Annotated in this window: 12 protein-coding genes and 1 pseudogene; 6 read left to right on the forward strand and 7 right to left on the reverse strand. The window is 69.2% G+C overall.

What is annotated here, in order from left to right:
* Positions 1-260 precede the first annotated feature (260 nt).
* From NVV32_RS06205 to NVV32_RS06220, 4 genes are all read right to left on the reverse strand, one after another.
* Entirely contained in the window at positions 261-692 is a 432-nt protein-coding gene (locus tag NVV32_RS06205; protein ID WP_055772203.1) for an OsmC family protein, read from the reverse strand.
* 206 nt (positions 693-898) lie between these two features.
* Positions 899-2,746: a 2-oxoglutarate dehydrogenase, E2 component, dihydrolipoamide succinyltransferase gene (gene sucB, locus NVV32_RS06210; protein WP_422391719.1), complete on the reverse strand. Its 1,848-nt coding sequence runs from the start codon at positions 2,744-2,746 to the stop codon at positions 899-901.
* A 159-nt stretch (positions 2,747-2,905) separates the two neighbouring features.
* Entirely contained in the window at positions 2,906-4,288 is a 1,383-nt protein-coding gene (gene lpdA / locus NVV32_RS06215; RefSeq protein ID WP_055772197.1) for a dihydrolipoyl dehydrogenase, read from the reverse strand.
* Between the two features lie 224 nt (positions 4,289-4,512).
* On the reverse strand, positions 4,513-6,060 hold the full coding sequence (locus tag NVV32_RS06220; protein ID WP_422391720.1) for a leucyl aminopeptidase: 1,548 nt from the start codon (positions 6,058-6,060) through the stop codon (positions 4,513-4,515).
* A 203-nt stretch (positions 6,061-6,263) separates the two neighbouring features.
* Here NVV32_RS06220 and NVV32_RS06225 point away from each other — a divergent pair.
* From NVV32_RS06225 to NVV32_RS06240, 4 genes and pseudogenes are all read left to right on the forward strand, one after another.
* Positions 6,264-7,214 (forward strand): annotated as a pseudogene (locus NVV32_RS06225) (proteasome assembly chaperone family protein); the annotation flags it as partial.
* Between the two features lie 404 nt (positions 7,215-7,618).
* The gene (locus NVV32_RS06230) at positions 7,619-8,959 is read left to right on the forward strand and encodes an MFS transporter (RefSeq protein ID WP_422391721.1); all 1,341 of its coding nucleotides are present in this window, start codon (positions 7,619-7,621) and stop codon (positions 8,957-8,959) included.
* An 82-nt stretch (positions 8,960-9,041) separates the two neighbouring features.
* Positions 9,042-10,424: a DUF4192 domain-containing protein gene (locus NVV32_RS06235; protein WP_422391722.1), complete on the forward strand. Its 1,383-nt coding sequence runs from the start codon at positions 9,042-9,044 to the stop codon at positions 10,422-10,424.
* Between the two features lie 310 nt (positions 10,425-10,734).
* Entirely contained in the window at positions 10,735-11,946 is a 1,212-nt protein-coding gene (locus tag NVV32_RS06240; protein ID WP_055772189.1) for an RNA polymerase sigma factor, read from the forward strand.
* Between the two features lie 286 nt (positions 11,947-12,232).
* Here NVV32_RS06240 and NVV32_RS06245 read toward each other — a convergent pair whose 3' ends face one another.
* Positions 12,233-12,454 (reverse strand): DUF7455 domain-containing protein, encoded by a 222-nt coding sequence (locus tag NVV32_RS06245; protein WP_055772186.1) that lies wholly within the window; start codon positions 12,452-12,454, stop codon positions 12,233-12,235.
* Positions 12,455-12,707: 253 nt separating this feature from the next.
* On the opposite strand from NVV32_RS06245, the gene NVV32_RS06250 reads away from it, so the two are divergent.
* Complete coding sequence (locus tag NVV32_RS06250) at positions 12,708-14,816, forward strand: DNA gyrase/topoisomerase IV subunit B (RefSeq protein WP_055772183.1); 2,109 nt, start codon at positions 12,708-12,710, stop codon at positions 14,814-14,816.
* Between the two features lie 37 nt (positions 14,817-14,853).
* Here NVV32_RS06250 and NVV32_RS06255 read toward each other — a convergent pair whose 3' ends face one another.
* Together NVV32_RS06255 and NVV32_RS06260 are read right to left on the reverse strand one after the other, a co-directional pair.
* Positions 14,854-15,846, reverse strand: a complete 993-nt coding sequence (locus NVV32_RS06255) for a M56 family metallopeptidase (protein WP_422391723.1) — start codon at positions 15,844-15,846, stop codon at positions 14,854-14,856.
* A gap of 7 nt (positions 15,847-15,853) precedes the next feature.
* Positions 15,854-16,222: a BlaI/MecI/CopY family transcriptional regulator gene (locus tag NVV32_RS06260; RefSeq protein ID WP_055772177.1), complete on the reverse strand. Its 369-nt coding sequence runs from the start codon at positions 16,220-16,222 to the stop codon at positions 15,854-15,856.
* A gap of 222 nt (positions 16,223-16,444) precedes the next feature.
* Here NVV32_RS06260 and NVV32_RS06265 point away from each other — a divergent pair, with 222 nt between their 5' ends.
* Positions 16,445-18,019: a cytochrome ubiquinol oxidase subunit I gene (locus NVV32_RS06265; protein WP_422391724.1), complete on the forward strand. Its 1,575-nt coding sequence runs from the start codon at positions 16,445-16,447 to the stop codon at positions 18,017-18,019.
* Positions 18,020-18,070: the final 51 nt, after the last annotated feature.

Consider the following 18,070-nt stretch of genomic DNA (forward strand, 5'->3'; position numbering starts at 1 on the left):
AAGGTATCGGGCCCCCGCGCTGATGCGGTGACGCCGCAACGCGGCGCACGGTGTCGTGCACCGCGAACGCACTGGCGTCCCGGCGTGGCGGGGCGTCACCGGCCTCACCGACCGCCGACGTCGCGCAGGTCGTGCCACGGCGGACGAATCGACTCCGAGCATGCGGAAGGCCTCCGAACGAATCCGGAGGCCTCCTCGTGCGGCCCGTGAGCGGATCTGTGAGCGGTCCTGGACCCGATGCGGGGCCGGACCGCCCGGGGTCAGCTGTGCAGTGTCGCCGTCAGGGAGATGTCCTTCACTCCGGCCAGCGCCTGGGACACGGGGCAGCCTTCCTTCGCGGCCTGCGCGACACGCTGGAAGTCCTCCTCGGAGAGATCCGGGACGGTGGCGTCGAGCGTGAGGCGGATCGCGGTGATCCCGGTGCCGGGCTGGAAGTCGACCTCGGCCTTGGTCTCGACGCGGTCGGGCGTCTTACCCTCCTCGCCGAGCGCGTGGCTGAAGGCCATGGAGAAGCAGGCGGAGTGTGCGGCGGCAATGAGCTCCTCGGGGCTGGTCTTGCCCTCCGACTGCTCTGCACGGGCCTTCCAGGTCACGTCGTAGGTTCCGAGGCCGGAGGAATCCAGTGTGACCTGCCCCGAGCCCGAGGGCAGATCCCCGCTCCAGATGGTGTGGGCTGTGCGAACGGTAGCCATGGTTCTCCTTGCTGTCCGTCCGGACGCGGAGGTCGCGTCCGGTACTTCCCTCCCATCCTAGGAGCAGATCCGCGTCCTGCCCCGCCCCACCGGCGCCGGGCTGCGGGCTGCACCGGAGATGACGGCGGACGGGTACGCCGGGACGACGGAAGCCGCCTCCCCAGGGGGAAGCGGCTTCCGTGCGGACGCGACGGCCCGGGTTGCTGCTAGAGGCCGAGATCGGCCCCGAAGGCGCCGCCTTCCAGGCGAGCCTTGAGCGTCTGCAGGAAGCGTCCCGCATCCGCGCCGTCGACCAGGCGGTGGTCGTAGGTCAGGCTCAGGTACATCATCGACCGGATGGCGATGGTGTCGTCGCCGTCCGCACCCGTCATCACCACGGGGCGCTTGACGATGATGCCCGTGCCGAGGATGCCGACCTGCGGCTGGTTGATGATCGGCGTGTCGAACAGAGCACCGGCGGAGCCGATGTTCGTGATCGTGAACGTGCCGCCGGAGAGCTCGTCGGGACCGATCTGGCCGTTGCGGGTCCGGGATCCGACATCGGCGATCTTCTTGGCGAGACCACCGAGGTTGAGGTTCCCGGCGTCCTTGATGACGGGGACGAGCAGGCCCTTCTCGGTGTCGACCGCGATCGCCAGGTGCTCGGCGTCGTGGTAGGTCACTTCCTTCTTTTCCTCGTCGAAGGAGGCGTTCAGCTTCGGGTGCTGCTTCAGCGCCTCGGTGACGGCCTTCGAGATGAAGGGGAGGAACGTGAGCTTCGCGCCGTTCTGCGCGAGGAAGGTGTCCTTCGACGCGGTCCGCAGCTTGGCGATCCGGGTCATGTCGACCTCGATCACCTGGGTCAGCTGCGCCGAGACCTCGAGGGACTCCCGCATGCGCTTGGCGATGGTCTGGCGGATGCGCGGGGCCTTCTCCACGGTGCCGCGCAGCTTCGAGGGCTCGACGGCTGGCGCCGCGGGCTTCGACGGCGCTGCGCCTCCAGCGGGAGCGGCGGGCGCCGGCGCGGCCTGATGAGCGGGCTCCGCCTGCGCCGCCTTCCGGGCCTCGGCGGCGTCGAGGACGTCCTGCTTACGGATGCGCCCTCCCACCCCGGTGCCCTTGACCGTGGACAGGTCGACGTCGTTCTGGTTCGCGAGGCGTCGCACGAGCGGGGTCACGTACGCGGACGCATCCGAACCGCTGGAGTCGGACGCCGTCCCGGCAGGCTTGTCCCCGGACTTCTCGGCGGGCTTCTCCACCGGCTTCTCAGCAGCGGCGGGCTGCGGAGCCGATGCGCCGCTCGCGTCGTCGTCGGGCTCCGACGTACCGGAGGCCCGCTCGGCCTCGTGGTGCGAGCCGGGCTTCTCCGTGGGGGCGTCCTCGCGCTCCTCGGCGGGCGCGGCCACGAGCGGCTCACCCGACGCGGCCTCGACCTTCTGGGGGGCGGAGGCCCCGGCACCGATGACGGCGAGGACCGCGCCGACCTCGGCGGTCTCGTCCTCGTTGACGCGGATCTCCTGCAGGGTGCCGGCCACGGGCGAGGGGATCTCCGTGTCGACCTTGTCCGTCGAGACTTCGAGGAGGGGCTCGTCGACCTCGACCTCGTCGCCGATGGCCTTCAGCCAGCGGGTGACGGTGCCCTCGGTGACGCTCTCGCCCAGGGCGGGAAGGGTGACCTCGGTGCCTTCGCCCGATCCGGCGTCATCGCTCCCTGCGCCGGTCCCACCGTCGGAGGACGAGGCCTCCGCCTGCGGTGCCTCCGATGTATCGGGCTGCGAGGCCTCGGCCGGTGCGGAGTCCTCGGCCGGAGCGGCATCGCCGGAATCGCTGCTGCCCGATCCGTCGCCGATCCGGACGAGCGGTGCGCCGACCTCGGCGGTCTCGTCCTCGGCCACCAGGATTTCCTCGATGACGCCGGCGATGGGCGACGGGATCTCGGTGTCGACCTTGTCGGTGGAGACTTCGAGGAGCGGCTCGTCCACCTCGACACGGTCACCGACCTGCTTGAGCCAGCGGGTGACGGTGCCTTCGGTGACGCTTTCACCGAGAGCGGGCAAGTTCACGGATTCAGACATAATGCGCCCGTTTCTCCTTCGTAGATCGTTCCTGACAGCTGATCGACGAGCGGGGCCCGCTCAGCTGGACGTGCGTGAGATTCCTGGTTCCGAGCTTAGTCCACGCCTCCGGGGCGTGGACCAGGCTCGTGGGACCGTGTGACGGCTCCCGGACGGGCGTCAGCCGTGCAGCGGCTTGCCCGCCAGCGCGAGGTGCGCCTCGCCGAGCGCCTCGTTCTGCGTGGGGTGTGCGTGGATCAGCGGGGCGACGTCCTCCGGGTAGGCCTCCCAGTTGACGATCAGCTGTGCCTCGCCGATCTGCTCGCCCATGCGGCTGCCGAGCATGTGGACACCGACGATGGGGCCGTCCTTCTCCCGGACGAGCTTGACGATGCCGCCGGTGCCGATGATCGAGCTCTTGCCGTTGCCGGCGAGGTTGTACTCGTGGGTCAGCACGTTCTCGTCACCGAACTTCTCGCGGGCGGCCTTCTCGGTGTAGCCGACCGAGGCGATCTCCGGATCACTGTAGGTGACCTTGGGGATGTTGAGATCGGCGACGACGACGGGCTTCAGGCCCGCGATCTCCTCCGCCACGAAGATGCCCTGCTGGAAGCCGCGGTGGGCCAGCTGCAGGCCGGGGACGATGTCGCCGATCGCGTAGATGGTGCCGACACCGGTGTGGAGGCGCTCGTTGGTGATGACGAAGCCGCGGTCCATCGTGAGGCCCGCCTCCTCGTAGCCGAGGTTCTGCGTGACCGGTCCGCGGCCGACGGCGACGAGCATGAGGTCCGCTTCGAAGGTCTTGCCGTCCTCGAGCGAGACGACGACGCCGTCGTCGTTCTGCTCGACCGACTTGAAGCGGGTACCGGTGTTGAACTTGATGCCGCGCTTCTTGAAGGCGCGCTCGAAGTTCTTGACGATCGACGCGTCCTCGTTGGGCACGAGCGAGGGCAGCGCCTCGACGATCGTGACGTCGACGCCGAAGGACTTCCACACGGAGGCGAACTCGCAGCCGATGACGCCGCCGCCGAGGATGATGACCGACTTCGGCACGAAGTCCATCGTCAGGGCCTGGTCAGAGGTGATGACCTTGCCGCCGATCTCGAGGCCGGGGAGGCTGCGGGAGAAGGACCCGGTGGCGAGGATGATGTGCTTTCCGGTGTAGACGGTGCCGTCGACGTCGATGGTGTTCTCCGACGCCAGCTTGCCCGATCCTTCGATCACGGTGATGCCCTTGGACTTGATGAGTCCCTGCAGGCCGCGGTACTTACCGGCGATGATGCCGTCCTTGTAGGCGTTGACCGCGTTCATGTCGATGGACTCGAACGTCGCCTTCACGCCGTACTTCTCGGCGTCGCGGGCGCCGTCGGCGATCTCCGCGGAGTGGAGGAGGGCCTTGGTGGGGATGCAGCCGTTGTGCAGGCAGGTGCCCCCGAGCTTGCCCTTCTCGATGAGCCCCACCGTGAAGCCCAGCTGCACGGCACGGAGTGCGGCGGCGTATCCGCCACTTCCTCCGCCGAGTACCAGGATGTCGAATTCTTGCGCAGTTGCCGATGCGGCCACTTGAACGCTCCCTCGCGTGGTCTGGGACGCGCCCTGCGCGTCGGTTGGTGGATCGTTTGCTCATGCGGTCGCGATGCGGTCGCTGATCGTTCGTGTGCTTTGTTTTTCACCCTATCCCCACGGTGCATCCGGCTTCTACTCGAAGTCGGCGCCGGACGCACCGTGGGGTCGTGATGTGCGCTTTCTCACGCGCCGGAGGGGCCGTCCGCCGGACGGACCCCCGGTCAGACCGTGCGGGCGAGGGTGTCCTCGACGTAGGCGAGGAGCGTACGGACGCCGACGCCGGTGCCCGCCTTGGGCGTGTAGCCGTAGGGCGCACCCTCGTTGAAGGCGGGACCCGCGATGTCGAGGTGCGCCCAGGGGATCTTCTCGCCGTCGACCTGGCCGACGAACTCCCGCAGGAACACGGCTGCGGTCATCATGCCGCCGTTCCGCTCGCCGATGTTCGCGATGTCGGCGACCTGGGACTCGAGGCTCGGCCGCAGCTCCTCGGGGAGCGGCATCGGCCAGAACTGCTCGCCCGCGCGGTCTGCTGCGGCCTTGACGGCGTCACGTACGCCGTCGTCGCCCATGACGCCCGAGACCCGCGTGCCCAGGGCGATCATCTGCGCACCCGTGAGCGTGGCGATGTCGATGATCGCATCAGGTGCCTCCTCGCTCGCGGCGGCGAGGCCGTCGGCCATCACGAGCCGGCCCTCGGCGTCGGTGTTGAGGACCTCGACGGTGCGCCCGCCGTAGATGGACAGGACGTCCTCGGGGCGCTGCGCGGTACCCGAGGGCATGTTCTCGGCGAGGCAGAGCCAGGCCGTGACCTTGGCGGGAAGGCCCAGTTCGGCGACGGCCAGGAGGGTGCTGAGGACGACGGCGGCACCGGCCATGTCGAGCTTCATGGTCTGCATGCCCGCAGCGGGCTTCAGCGAGAGTCCACCGGAGTCGAAGGTGATGCCCTTGCCCACGAGGGCCAGGTGCACGGCGGACCTGGCGGGGGAGTACTCGACCTTCACCATGCGCGGGGGACGCGACGAACCCTTGCCGACGCCCAGGATCCCGCCGTAGCCGTCCCGCTCGAGGCGCTTCTCGTCCATGACCGTGACCTTGATCGGCAGACCCCGCGTCAGATCCTTGGCCGCCTGTGCGAAGGTCTCCGGGTACAGGTGGCTGGGCGGCTGGTTGACGAGGGAGCGCGTGGTGTTGACGTTCTTCCCGAGGATGGTGGCCCGCCGGAGGGCGGGAGCCAGCTGAGCGTCGTCGGCCACGGCCGTGTGGACGACGACGTTGCGCACGGCCGCTCGGTCGGTCGCCGGGGCGATCGTCCCGTCGGCCTTCATGCCCGACTTGTGGCCCTCGTAGCTGTAGGCGCCGAAGGCGGCGCCTTCCGCGACGGCTGTCGCCGCAGCCACCGTCGTGGCGGGGAGTGCGATGACCACGGTGTCGAGCCCGGTGAGCTGGCGGACGGCGGCTCCCGCCGCGCGGCGCAGGGTCTCGGCGGGTACCTCGGCGTCCGCGGACACCGGACCGACGCCGGACAGGACGAGCGAGTCCGCGCTGGTCTCCGGGAGGCCGGGGAGCCTGCGCACCTCGTCCGCCGCCCCGGTGATCCCGAGCACCTGCAGGGAGTCACCGAGGGCGCGCGCAGCCTTGGCGGGAAGAGGGTTCTCGAGCAGGACCGGTCCGTCCGTCCCCTTGGCGACCGCGATCACGAGCGCGTCGCTCGGGATCTTCTTGATGTCCTTCGCGGAAGCCGTCAGGTGTAGTTCGCTCGTCTTGATCACGGAATCTGTCTCCTCGTGTCCGGATGGGTTGTCCAGATGCTGCATGCTGCGTGGTTCCGGTATCTGGTGGTCCGGGAACCGTCCTGACGATCGTAGTCTCTGTGCCGCGGGTGCCCCGCAGCCGTTCGCAGGACGCATACCGCGCGATCCGCATCCGCCGCTTGCCGCCCGGCCCCGCGGTCCCCATCCTCCCGCTCCCCGGAATGAAGCCGGTCCGGGTGGCGTTGACGCCTGCAGGACCACGGAGCAAGGAGAGAGCCATGCTGGATCCAGGAACCCTCTACAACATCAACACCGACGTCTTCGACGACCCCGCGACCAAGGGCCTCCCGCTGCTCATGAGCCTCACCGGCTTCATGGACGCCGGCCAGGTGGTTTCCCAGGTCAGCGAGGAGCTGATGGAGGTGCTGGAGCACGAGCCCGTCGCCGAGTTCGATGCCGACCAGCTCATCGACTACCGCGGGCGGCGTCCGAGGATCACCTTCGTCGAGGACCACCTGACGGACTACCGGCCGCATCGCCTCGGCCTCCACCGCCTGTACGACGGCCTCGGCGAGCCGTTCCTCCTGTTGACCGGACTCGAGCCCGACCTGCAGTGGGAGCGTTTCTCGAGCGCCGTCGTCGGGCTGGTGAAGGACCTCGAGGTCTCGATCGTCTCCTGGGTGCACGCCATCCCCATGCCCGTCCCGCACACGCGCCCCCTCGGCGTGACCGTGCACGGCAACCGTCCCGACCTCATCGACGGCATGAGCGCGTGGCGGCCGACGGCGGAGTTCCAGGCGTCGATCGGGCACGTCCTCGAGCTGCGGCTCATCGAGGCCGGGAACGACGTCGTCGGGCACGTCATCCACGTCCCGCACTACCTCGCCGAGGCGGAGTACCCGCCCGCTGCCGTCGCCGGACTCGAGTACCTCGGCGCGTCGGCGCGGCTCGTCCTGCCGACGGACAGGCTGCGCGAGACGGGCCGCGACGTCGAGCGGCAGATCGCCCGGCAGGTGGGGAACTCCACCGAGGTGCAGTCCGTGGTCACGTCCCTCGAGCAGCGGTACGACGAGTACGCCGACGGGGCGGCCCGCCGGTCGCTGCTCGTCAAGGAGAACAGCGAACTGGCGAGCGCCGACGAACTCGGTGCCGCCGTCGAGGCCTATCTCGCCAGCCCCCAGGCGGAGGAGGAGTCGACGCTGCTGTGGGACACGGAGTTCCTGGGGAGGACGCCCATCGACTACGGCTCGCACGGCAGCGCCCCGGATGGAGCAGTATCGGACGGTTCCGGTGCTGCGGGCGGGTCCGCCGCCGACGGGTCCGGGATCGGGGCTCCGGGGTCGACGGACGACGACGGTCCGTCCGGCACCCGGCCGCCCTCATGAGCCGCCGCACGCGTCCCCGCGCCTCGATCCGGCGACCGGATTCCGCCTGATCCCCGCGGCCGGAACCCTGTCGGACAGACCGGCCCCGCGCCGCCGATGCCCATCCGCCGACCAGGCGGGTGGGCATCGTCATAGGCGGCAGAGCCGCAGGACGGCGGTCGCGCACGGGACGTCACGGGATAATGGGTAGCGTGATCTTCTCGAGAGCCGGACTGGTGTGGGCGGCGGGCGTGCTGGCGTACCTGGTGGCCGTGACGCAGCGCACCACGTTCGGGGTGGCAGGGCTCGAAGCTACGGACCGGTTCGGCGCGACGGCGTCCCAGCTGTCCGTCTTCACCGTGGTGCAGCTGCTCGTCTACGCCGGCCTGCAGGTGCCCGTGGGTGTCCTGGTGGACCGGTGGGGGCCGCGCACGCTGATCGTGGCCGGTGGCGTGCTGATGGCGCTCGGCCAGGCCCAGCTGGCCTTCGCGGACTCGGTCGGCGCCGGCATCATCGGACGGTTGTTCGTCGGCGCCGGTGACGCGACGACGTTCATCAGTGTCCTGCGACTCCTCCCCGCCTGGTTCGAGCCACGGCGTATCCCGGTGCTCACCCAGTGGACCGGGATCATCGGGCAGCTCGGGCAGGTGGTGTCCGTCATCCCGTTCGTCGCCCTCCTGTCGGGCGTCGGCTGGCAGCCCGCGTTCCTGTCCGCTGCCGCGCTGTCGGTCGTCGCCGTCGTGCTGTCCGTCAGTGTGATCCGCGATTCCCCCGTCGCGGGCAGCGAACGACGATCCCAGACCCTCCGGGAGACCGGGACGTCGCTCGCCGAGGCCTGGAAGCAGCCGGGGACCCGGCTGGGACTGTGGTCCCACTTCACCATCCAGTTCCCCGGGACCGTCTTCGTGCTCATGTGGGGCTACCCGTACCTCGTCCGTGCGGAGAAGGTCGGTGAAGGCGCCGCGTCCGCGCTCATGACGTTGTTCGTGGCCGTGGGTATCGCCTGCGGGCCGCTCCTCGGGCGCTACGTGGGCCGCCACCCGCTCCGCCGCTCCACCATGGTGCTCTCCATAGCCGGCCTGATGGCGGCTGCCTGGCTCGCCGTCCTGCTCTATCCCGGGCCCGCACCCCTGCCTCTGCTGACCCTCCTGGTGGTGGCGCTCGCCGTCGGCGGACCCGGATCGATGATCGCCTTCGACTTCGCGCGCACCTTCAACCCCGCGGCCCGCATGGGCACTGCGACCGGGATCGTCAACATCGGCGGCTTCATGGCGTCGCTCCTGACGATGTTCGTGATCGGGATCGTGCTCGACCTCCTCCTCGCGGGTGGGTACTCACGCGGCGACCTCTACGCCCTGACCTCCTTCCGCCTCGCGATGGCCGTCCAGCTCGTGGTGCTGGCCACCGGTGCGACGGCGGTGGTCATCGCTCGCGGGAGGGTGCGACGGCGGATGGCCGAGCAGGGCGTCGTGGTCCCGCCCCTGCGGGACGCGCTCGCCCGGGAGCGGCGGCTGCGCCGCGCGCGGAAGGCCGCGCGGAGGCAGGACGGCTAGGTCCGTCGGCGGGCCCGACCCGTTGTCCACATACCAGCGCATCCTCGCCCGTCGCGGCGGATACGCCACGAGGCTGGACCGCATGTCCTCCTCCACGAGCCCCGCAGCGGGCAGCCCCGCGTCCCCGGCCTATGCCGTCACCTCGCCCGCCGACATCCTGTCCTACGTACCCCATGCCCTCGGATTCATGCCCGAGGAGAGCCTCGTCGTCCTGACCACCTCGGAGCGGCGACTCGGCGCCACGCTCCGGGTCGACCTCCCGTGCTCCGGCACGGACCGGCTGACCTTCGCCGAGGGTGTCCTGTCCTTCCTCGAGGGCGACACGGAGGCGGACGGCACGCTGGTCCTCGTGTATGCGGGCCAGGAGTGGCAGCGGCTCACCGCCCCGCCGGCGTCCGACACGGTGCGCGCCCTCGAGGCCGTGCTCGGAGCTGCCGGTCTGCCCGTCCGCGCGGGCTGGCACGTGTCCCACGAGGCGTGGCGGGACTACTTCTGCCGCGACGAGGAGTGCTGCCCCTGGCCGGGCCGGCCGCTCGACACCGTGACCGACAGTGCTCTCAACGCGGAACTCGTCTACGGCGGCAGCGCCTTCGACGCGTCCGCTCCCGCCGCGGTGGAGCGGGCCACACCGTTTCTCCGGTCGGGGTCCGCGGGAACGGACGGGGCCCGTCCGGACATCGAGGAGGCCCGGGCCCGCGCCGGCGTCCGGTGTGCAGGCCGATGGGCGGACGAGGGCCGGTTCCGGGCGACGTCAGCGGTGTGGGATGCCGTGCTCGAGGGCACTCCCGGGATCGACGTCGCCGCCGACGCGGGCCTCGCAGGCTTCCTGCTCGCCACCGTCGAGTCGAGGACGGTGCGCGACTTCCTCCTGGTCAGCGCGTGCCTGGGGTCCGCCGCAGCCCTGCAGGGCGTCGCGGCCTCCGGCCTGCTCCGACCGTCGCGGAGCCCGGGGGCGATGGCCCCTGCGGCGTCCCCTCGCGACGCCGGTCCGGCGCAGGTGCCGGAGCGCGTCGACCTTCCCGAGGCGCTCCGGGCGGCGCTGGATCACGGAGCGACGTCCTCGGCATCCGTGTCGGTCGGGCAGGAGGAGGATCCCGGCTCCCTCGGCCATCTCCTCGACGAGGCAGCCCGGCTGTACGGCGATCTCCTCGCCGGGCGCTACGCGGGGACCATCCAGTGGGCACGCGTCGATGCGATGAGCCATGTGCTCGGTCGCCTCGCTCGGGTCGGCGAGGGGGAGTCGAGGGCCGCCGCGCTGACGATGGCCGGCTGGTTCGACTACGCGCGGGGCAGGGGATCACGGGCAGCCGTCTACCTGGACGCCGCCGAGCAGGCGGTGCCGGGGTATCGTCTCGCCCGCCTGCTCCACGAACTCCTCCGGCGCGGTGGGATGCCCGCCTGGGCCAGGACCCGAAGGACGGCATGGACGGTGACGGCCGGGCAGGGTCGTGGGACCGCTGCGTGACGGGCACTCACGGGGGTAACGGGTGCATCCTGCCGCGCCCGTGGGTACCGACGGAAATTTCCGGCGCGACGGTCGGTCGTGAGACAATGAAATTTGAGACCCGGTTGGGTCCGTGCACCAGAACTCCACCGAGCATGCCCGTCCGTGCAAGGCCGCAAGGCACACGCCGTCAGGGAATAGCCCGGTCGGCGGGACCGTTCTCCAGGGAACGGACTCCGTCGGTATCGTCTGGGATCAGCGCGGACTTGACAGGGTCATAGTGGTGTTGTCCGTCTGATGACATCACACACCGCCGTATGAAAGGTCCCCTGTGCCGGTCAAGAAGACAGCAGCTCCGGCGTCGACAGACGCTGGTACCACCACTACCAAGCGACGGGTAGCGGCCAAGAAGCCCGCCACGAAGGCTGCTTCCTCCGCTGCGGCGGCGAAGGCCTCCGCCGCGCAGGGTTCGGTGGACACGCTCGAGCCGACGGATCCGGCCATCGAGGTCGCCGTCGACACTGACTCCGAGGACGCCAAGCCCGAGGCGGCCGAGGTCGGCACCACCACCGGTTTCGTCTACTCCGATGCGGACGACGACGACGCCCCCGCGCAGCAGGTCGTGTCGGCCGGCGCGACGGCCGACCCCGTCAAGGACTACCTCAAGCAGATCGGCAAGGTCGCGCTGCTCAACGCCGAGCAGGAAGTCGACCTCGCGCTGCGTATCGAGGCCGGCCTGTTCGCCGAGGAGAAGATCGCCGCCGATCCGGACATGGATCCGAAGCTGAAGCGCGAGCTCGAGTTCGTGATCCATGACGGCAAGCGCGCCAAGAACCACCTCCTCGAGGCGAACCTCCGCCTGGTCGTCTCGCTGGCCAAGCGCTACACCGGCCGTGGCATGCTCTTCCTCGACCTCATCCAGGAGGGCAACCTCGGCCTCATCCGCGCCGTCGAGAAGTTCGACTACACCAAGGGCTTCAAGTTCTCGACCTACGCCACCTGGTGGATCCGCCAGGCCATCACGCGGGCCATGGCGGACCAGGCCCGCACCATCCGTATCCCCGTCCACATGGTCGAGGTCATCAACAAGCTGGCTCGTGTCCAGCGACAGATGCTGCAGGACCTCGGCCGCGAGCCCACTCCGGAGGAGCTGGCCCTCGAACTCGACATGACGCCGGAGAAGGTCGTCGAGGTACAGAAGTACGGCCGCGAGCCCATCTCGCTGCACACGCCGCTCGGCGAGGACGGCGACTCCGAGTTCGGCGACCTGATCGAGGATTCCGAGGCCGTCGTGCCCGCGGATGCCGTCAGCTTCACCCTCCTGCAGGAGCAGCTGCACTCCGTCCTCGACACCCTGTCCGAGCGTGAGGCCGGCGTCGTCGCCATGCGCTTCGGCCTGACCGACGGGCAGCCGAAGACGCTGGACGAGATCGGCAAGGTCTACGGCGTGACCCGCGAGCGGATCCGCCAGATCGAATCCAAGACGATGTCCAAGCTGCGCCACCCCTCGCGCTCCCAGGTGCTGCGCGACTACCTCGACTGATCAGCGACGCCGGCATCGCCGGTCCTGCTCGGTCGACACAGGGCCCCTCCCTCGGGAGGGGCCCTGTGTCGTTCGAGCACGGCACCGGGCGTCCCGTCGGCTCCCGTGCCGTCACGCCTGCAACGCGCAGCAGCTCGCCCTGCGGAGGTGATGGCTGGGCCCGCACGCCAGGTGGCTCGTCCAGAAGCAGGAAAGGCCCCCTCCGATGGAGGGGGCCTTTCCTTGTCAGCTCCCTGTACACGGGGGGAGCCGGTGTCGTACGTCGGATGGGGCGGGATGATCCCGGTCAGTCGGCCGCGACGACGGGCTTCTCATGAAGCCGCTGGGTCTCGTCCTGCCACTCGGATGTGAGCGGCTTCAGGTTTGCTTCGACTGCACGCGCGTGGTGGCCGCAGAACAGAAGCTCTCCACCGGAGGACTGAAGGACCGCCCGCACGTAGGCCTGGGCGCCGCATCGGTCACAGCGGTCCAGGGCAGTGAGTTCGCGAGTTGCTACTGCAGTGGTCATGAATGCCTCCTCATGTGGATCGTGTACTCATATAACCACTATTCGTCGCAGCCTCTTCGCAGGCTGGGCCTCCTTTCGCTCCGGGCGTACCGGGGGTATGGGAGGCAGTCGCCGAGCCCCGGAACCAGGCCCCGATCGCGCCCTTCCGGCCGGTGTCGGTCACCCGTAATAAACTGACGGAGAGCCATCCCCACCATCACCCTCCTGACTCCTGTCCTGGATCGTGCCGTCCCGCCAAGGAGACCCCCGCACCGTGACACCTCCCACTTCGGACTACACAGCCCGGCACCTCTCGGTGCTCGAGGGACTCGAAGCAGTCCGCAAGCGCCCCGGCATGTACATCGGGTCGACGGACTCGCGGGGCCTCATGCACTGCCTCTGGGAGATCATCGACAACTCGGTTGACGAAGCCCTGGCCGGGCACGGACAGAGCATCACCGTCATCCTGCACGCCGACGGGTCCGTCGAGATCCACGACGACGGGCGTGGTATCCCGGTGGACATCGAACCCAAGACCGGTCTGACCGGGGTCGAGGTCGTCTTCACGAAACTCCATGCCGGAGGCAAGTTCGGTGGCGGCTCCTACACCGCCTCCGGCGGGTTGCACGGTGTCGGGGCCAGTGTGGTCAATGCCCTCTCCTCGAGGCTGGACGCCTTCGTGGACCGCGGCGGCAAGACGTACACCATGTCCTTCCGCCGCGGTGAACCCGGCACCTTCAAGGACGCGAGGACGCCGTCGCCCACATCCGCCTTCGAGCCGTTCCTCGACGGATCGCGCCTCGACGTGGTCGGGACGGCGAAACGGGGTGTCACCGGGACGCGCATCAGGTACTGGGCGGACCGCCAGATCTTCACCGCCGATGCGACCTTCTCCTACGAGGAGCTCCAGACGCGGGCACGACAGACGTCCTTCCTGGTCCCGGGACTCCGCATCGTGCTGCGCGACGAGCGGAGGATGCCGGGTACGCCCGGTGAGTCCGGGCCGGTGGAAGAGGTCTTCCAGCACGACGGCGGCATCTCGGAGTACGCCGAGTTCCTGGCCCTCGATGCCGCCGTAACGGACGTCTGGCGGATCCAGGGGTCGGGTCGGTTCAAGGAGTCGGTCCCCGTCCTCGACGAGCGGGGACACAGCAGGATGGCCGAGGTCGAGCGCGACTGCGACGTCGACATCGCCCTGCGCTGGGGCATCGGCTACGAGACCACCGTGCGCAGCTACGTCAACATCATCGCGACGCCGAAGGGCGGGACGCACCAGAGCGGCTTCGAAGGGGCCCTCCTGAAGACGTTCCGCAAGGTCATCGGGGACAACGCCCGCAAGCTGAAGGCCGGCAGCGACAAGATCGAGAAGGACGACGTCTTCGCGGGGCTCACCGCCGTGCTCACCGTGCGGCTCGCCGAGCCCCAGTTCGAGGGCCAGACGAAGGAGATCCTCGGCACGTCGGCGGTGAAGGCCATCGTGACGAAGGTCGTCGAGAAGGAGCTGCAGGCGCGGCTGACCTCCTCGGCGCGCAACGACAAGACGCAGTCCACGCTCCTCCTCGAGAAGGTCGTGGCGGAGATGAAGTCGCGCATCTCGGCGCGTGTCCACAAGGAGACCCAGCGCCGGAAGAACGCCCTGGAGACCTCGACCATGCCCGCGAAGCTCGCCGATTGCCGCATCGACGACCAGGAGCGTTCCGAGCTGTTCATCGTCGAGGGGGACAGCGCTCTCGGGACGGCCAAGAACGCACGGTCCTCCGACTACCAGGCGCTGCTTCCCATCCGGGGCAAGATCCTGAACGTGCAGAAGGCCTCGGTCGGCGACATGCTGTCGAACGCCGAGTGTGCTGCCCTTATCCAGGTCATCGGCGCCGGGTCCGGACGGAGCTTCCAGCTCGATGCCCGGAGGTACGGCAAGGTCATCCTGATGACGGACGCCGACGTCGACGGCGCGCACATCCGCACGCTCCTGCTCACGCTGTTCTTCCGCTACATGCGGCCGCTGGTGGAGGACGGGCGTGTGTATGCCGCGGTCCCGCCCCTGCACCGGGTCGAGGTGATCAACGGCGGGTCGAAGGCGAACGAGATGATCTACACGTACTCGGAGGCGGAACTCAACCGCCTGCTCGCCGCGATGGAGAAGCAGGGCAAGCGCTACAAGTCGCCCATCCAGCGGTACAAGGGATTGGGGGAGATGGACGCCGACCAGCTGGCCGAGACCACCATGGATCCGCGGCACCGGACGCTGCGCCGTGTGCGGATCCAGGAGGCGGAGTCCGCCGAGCGCGTGTTCAACCTCCTCATGGGGAGCGATGTCGCTCCGCGGAAGGACTTCATCGTGGCCGGAGCGTCATCGCTCGACCGGGACCGCATCGACGCCTGAGACGTCTCTTCAGGAGACGCGAAGCCGCGGTCACGTCTCAGCCGAGCAGTTCCGGTGCCACCAGCAGGACGGGCGGGACCACGAGCAGCAGGCCGGCCGTCGAGAGGGCCAGACCCTGCTGGAATCTGCTCAGTGGTGGAAGCGGTGTGAGCAGCCGGCTCAGGCGGTGCGCGGTGGACCGCGTGTCGGCCGTCCCGCCGGTCACCTCGGCACCTGCACTCGTGTCGCGTCCGGGGTCGTCGGCAAGGGGGTCGTCGAGGACGTCCTCCGTCCGGGGGAGCGCCCCCGAGCCGACGATGGCGATCGCCCGCACGAGGGTGGGCTCGTCCACGTGGCGCAGAGCCTCGTCGTCGGCGAGCATCTCGATGAGCTCACTCACGGCCCGCTGGGCGAGCCGTGACGTCGGAAGCCAGGGGAGCGCGGAGCGCCAGGCCGCGAACGCCCACAGCAGCAGGTGGTGGCGCTGGTGCAGGTGGGCGCTCTCGTGCGTCAGCACGGCGTCGAGTTCGGCGCGGGTCAGCAGGTCCATGAGGCCGTCGGACATGACGGTGACCGACCGGGCGCCACCGGGCAGGCAGTAGGCGACCGGAGCGGGATGGTTGATCACGAGCGTTGCGGGCTGATCCGCCGCAGGCGAACTCAGCAGGTTCAGCATGTCGCGGTGCCGGCGGCGCTGGCGCCGGATGCGCATGAAGGTCAGGACCAGGGTGCTGACCAGATGGGCGAACAGCAGGGTCGCCGCGCTGATGGCGAAGACGTGGACGACACCGAGTGTCTCAGCGGATTCGTCGTCGATCAGGATGTCGAGGAAACCCACGGAGGCGGAGACGAGGTTGTCCCCCAGGGGTTCGAGACCCCAGACGAGCATCGCCCCGATCATCGACAGGCCACCCGCCAGTGCTATCGACTGCCAGAGCACCATCGCCGTGAACGGCGCCCGGGCCGGCCAGGACGCACGTGACAGCGCGATCGGCGCAGGCCACGCGAGGATGATCGCGAGAGCCGCCAGGAGATAGGAGGCCCAGAACATCGGAGGGTCAGCTGCCGCCGAGCAGCTTGCGGAGGGTCTGCGCCTCGGTCTCCGAGACGCTGCCGATGAAGCGGGCGAGCACGGCCTCGCGGTCGGGGGCCGTCACGAGGACCTCGTGCATCAGCTCTGCCGTGTGGTCCTCGCGGCTGGTCACCGACCTGTACCGATGAGGGCGGCTGTCGCGCTCCCGCTCCACCAGGCCCTTCTTCTCGAGCCGGGACAGGACCGTCAGCACCGTCGTCACGGCCAGTTCACGTCCCACTTCTCCCGACGGTGCCTCGGCGATGGCGTCCCGCAGTTCATTGGCGGTGGCCGCCTCCGGCGTCGCCCACAGCAGATCCATCACCGTGCGTTCGAGGTCTCCGAGCGTTGCCATGTTCTTCCTTCAGTCATTCCGCGATCCCGGCCCGCCTCGGACGGGGATCCGCTCCCGGCAGGGAGCGATGAAGCGTGGTGCATCTAACGTACAGCGTCGAGCCGCACATTTCTACTCCACGTAGAAGTGCAGTCGGATTCGTTCTACACTGTGTAGAAGAACTTTTCTACACGCCGTAGAAGTCCCGTCCGGAGCGACGGTGGGCACAGCTGAGAGGGCCTCATGGAAGCCTTGGAGATCGCCAGGTGGCAATTCGGGATCACGACCGTCTACCACTTCGTCATGGTGCCCCTGACGATCGGTCTCGGGCTCCTGGTGGCGATGATGCAGACCATGTGGCATCGCACCGGCCATGAGCAGTATCTGCGCATGACCAAGTTCTGGGGAAAGCTCTTCCTCATCAACTTCATCGTCGGGGTGGCCACGGGACTCGTGCAGGAGTTCCAGTTCGGCATGGCGTGGAGTGAGTACAGTCGTTTCGTCGGTGACGTCTTCGGCGCCCCGCTGGCCATGGAGGCGCTGCTCGCCTTCTTCGTCGAGTCCACCTTCCTGGGCCTCTGGATCTTCGGCTGGGGCCGCCTGCCGAAGCGGCTGCACCTCATGTCGCTCTGGGCGGCGGTCCTCGCCTCGGTGTTCTCCGCCTACTTCATCCTGGTGGCGAACTCCTGGATGCAGCACCCCGTGGGCGTCGAGATGGTCGACGGCAGGCCGGTGATGACGGACGCGTGGGCCGTCTTCACCAACAACACGGCGCTCGTCGCCTTCCCCCACACGCTCTTCGGATGCCTCGCCGTCGCCGGGGCATTCCTCCTCGGCATCAGCTGGTACCACCTGTGGAAGCGTCGCAACGACGGGATCGACGCCGTCGGTGCGGACGGCAGGGTCGTCGTCGGCGCACGGACGGGGTCCCGGGACGCCGTCGACCACGCCGTGTGGCTGCGCTCGGCGCGCGCCGGGGCCGTCGTCGCGATGATCGCGTTCGCGGGTACCGGGATCACCGGCGACCTCCAGGGCAAGCTGATGTTCGACCAGCAGCCCATGAAAATGGCCGCGGCCGAGGCTGCCTGCCACGACGGCACCGGATTCTCCATCCTGTCCGTCGGCAACCTCGGGGCGCAGAGCTGCGACGACATCACCGCCGTGATCGAGGTCCCGGGGGTGCTCTCCTTCCTCGCCAACGGCGACTTCACCACCGAGGTCAAGGGTGTGAACACCCTCCTCCCGGAGTACCAGGAGAAGTACGGCACGAATCTGCCCGACGACCCCCGGTACGGCGACCTCGCCGGCACCGAGATCGACTACCTGCCCGTCATGGAGGTCACCTACTGGGGCTTCCGCATCATGATCGGCTTCGGTGCGATCGCGGCCGCTGCAGCCGCGGCCGCCCTGTGGGTCCTCCGCAGGGGCACCGTCCCGCAGTCGCGCTGGCTCATGCGCCTGGCGGTGTTCGGCATCCTCGCGCCCTTCGGCGCGAACATCGCGGGCTGGGTGTTCACCGAGATGGGTCGCCAGCCCTTCGTCGTCGCCCCCAACCCGGATCCGACCGGCGTCGACGGAGTCTTCATGTTCACCGCGGCAGCCGTGTCACCCGGAGTGTCCCTCGCCGAACTCGTCACCTCCCTCGTCCTGTTCACGGCCGTCTACGCCGTGCTCCTCGTCGTCGAGGTGAGGCTCCTCGTGACCTACGTCCGGGGTGGCACCGCATCCGCCATGCCCGAACTCGCCCACACCGATGACGACGAAGACCCGCGGAGCGGCAGGAAGGACGACGGCGATGTCCTCGCGTTCGCGTACTGACCGGCCCTTCGATCCTCGCGGGACCGCCATCCGCGCCCGCGCACCCCACCC

The sequence above is a fragment of the Arthrobacter sp. N1 genome (genome assembly GCF_048288285.1).
Classification (GTDB): Bacteria; Actinomycetota; Actinomycetes; order Actinomycetales; family Micrococcaceae; genus Arthrobacter_D.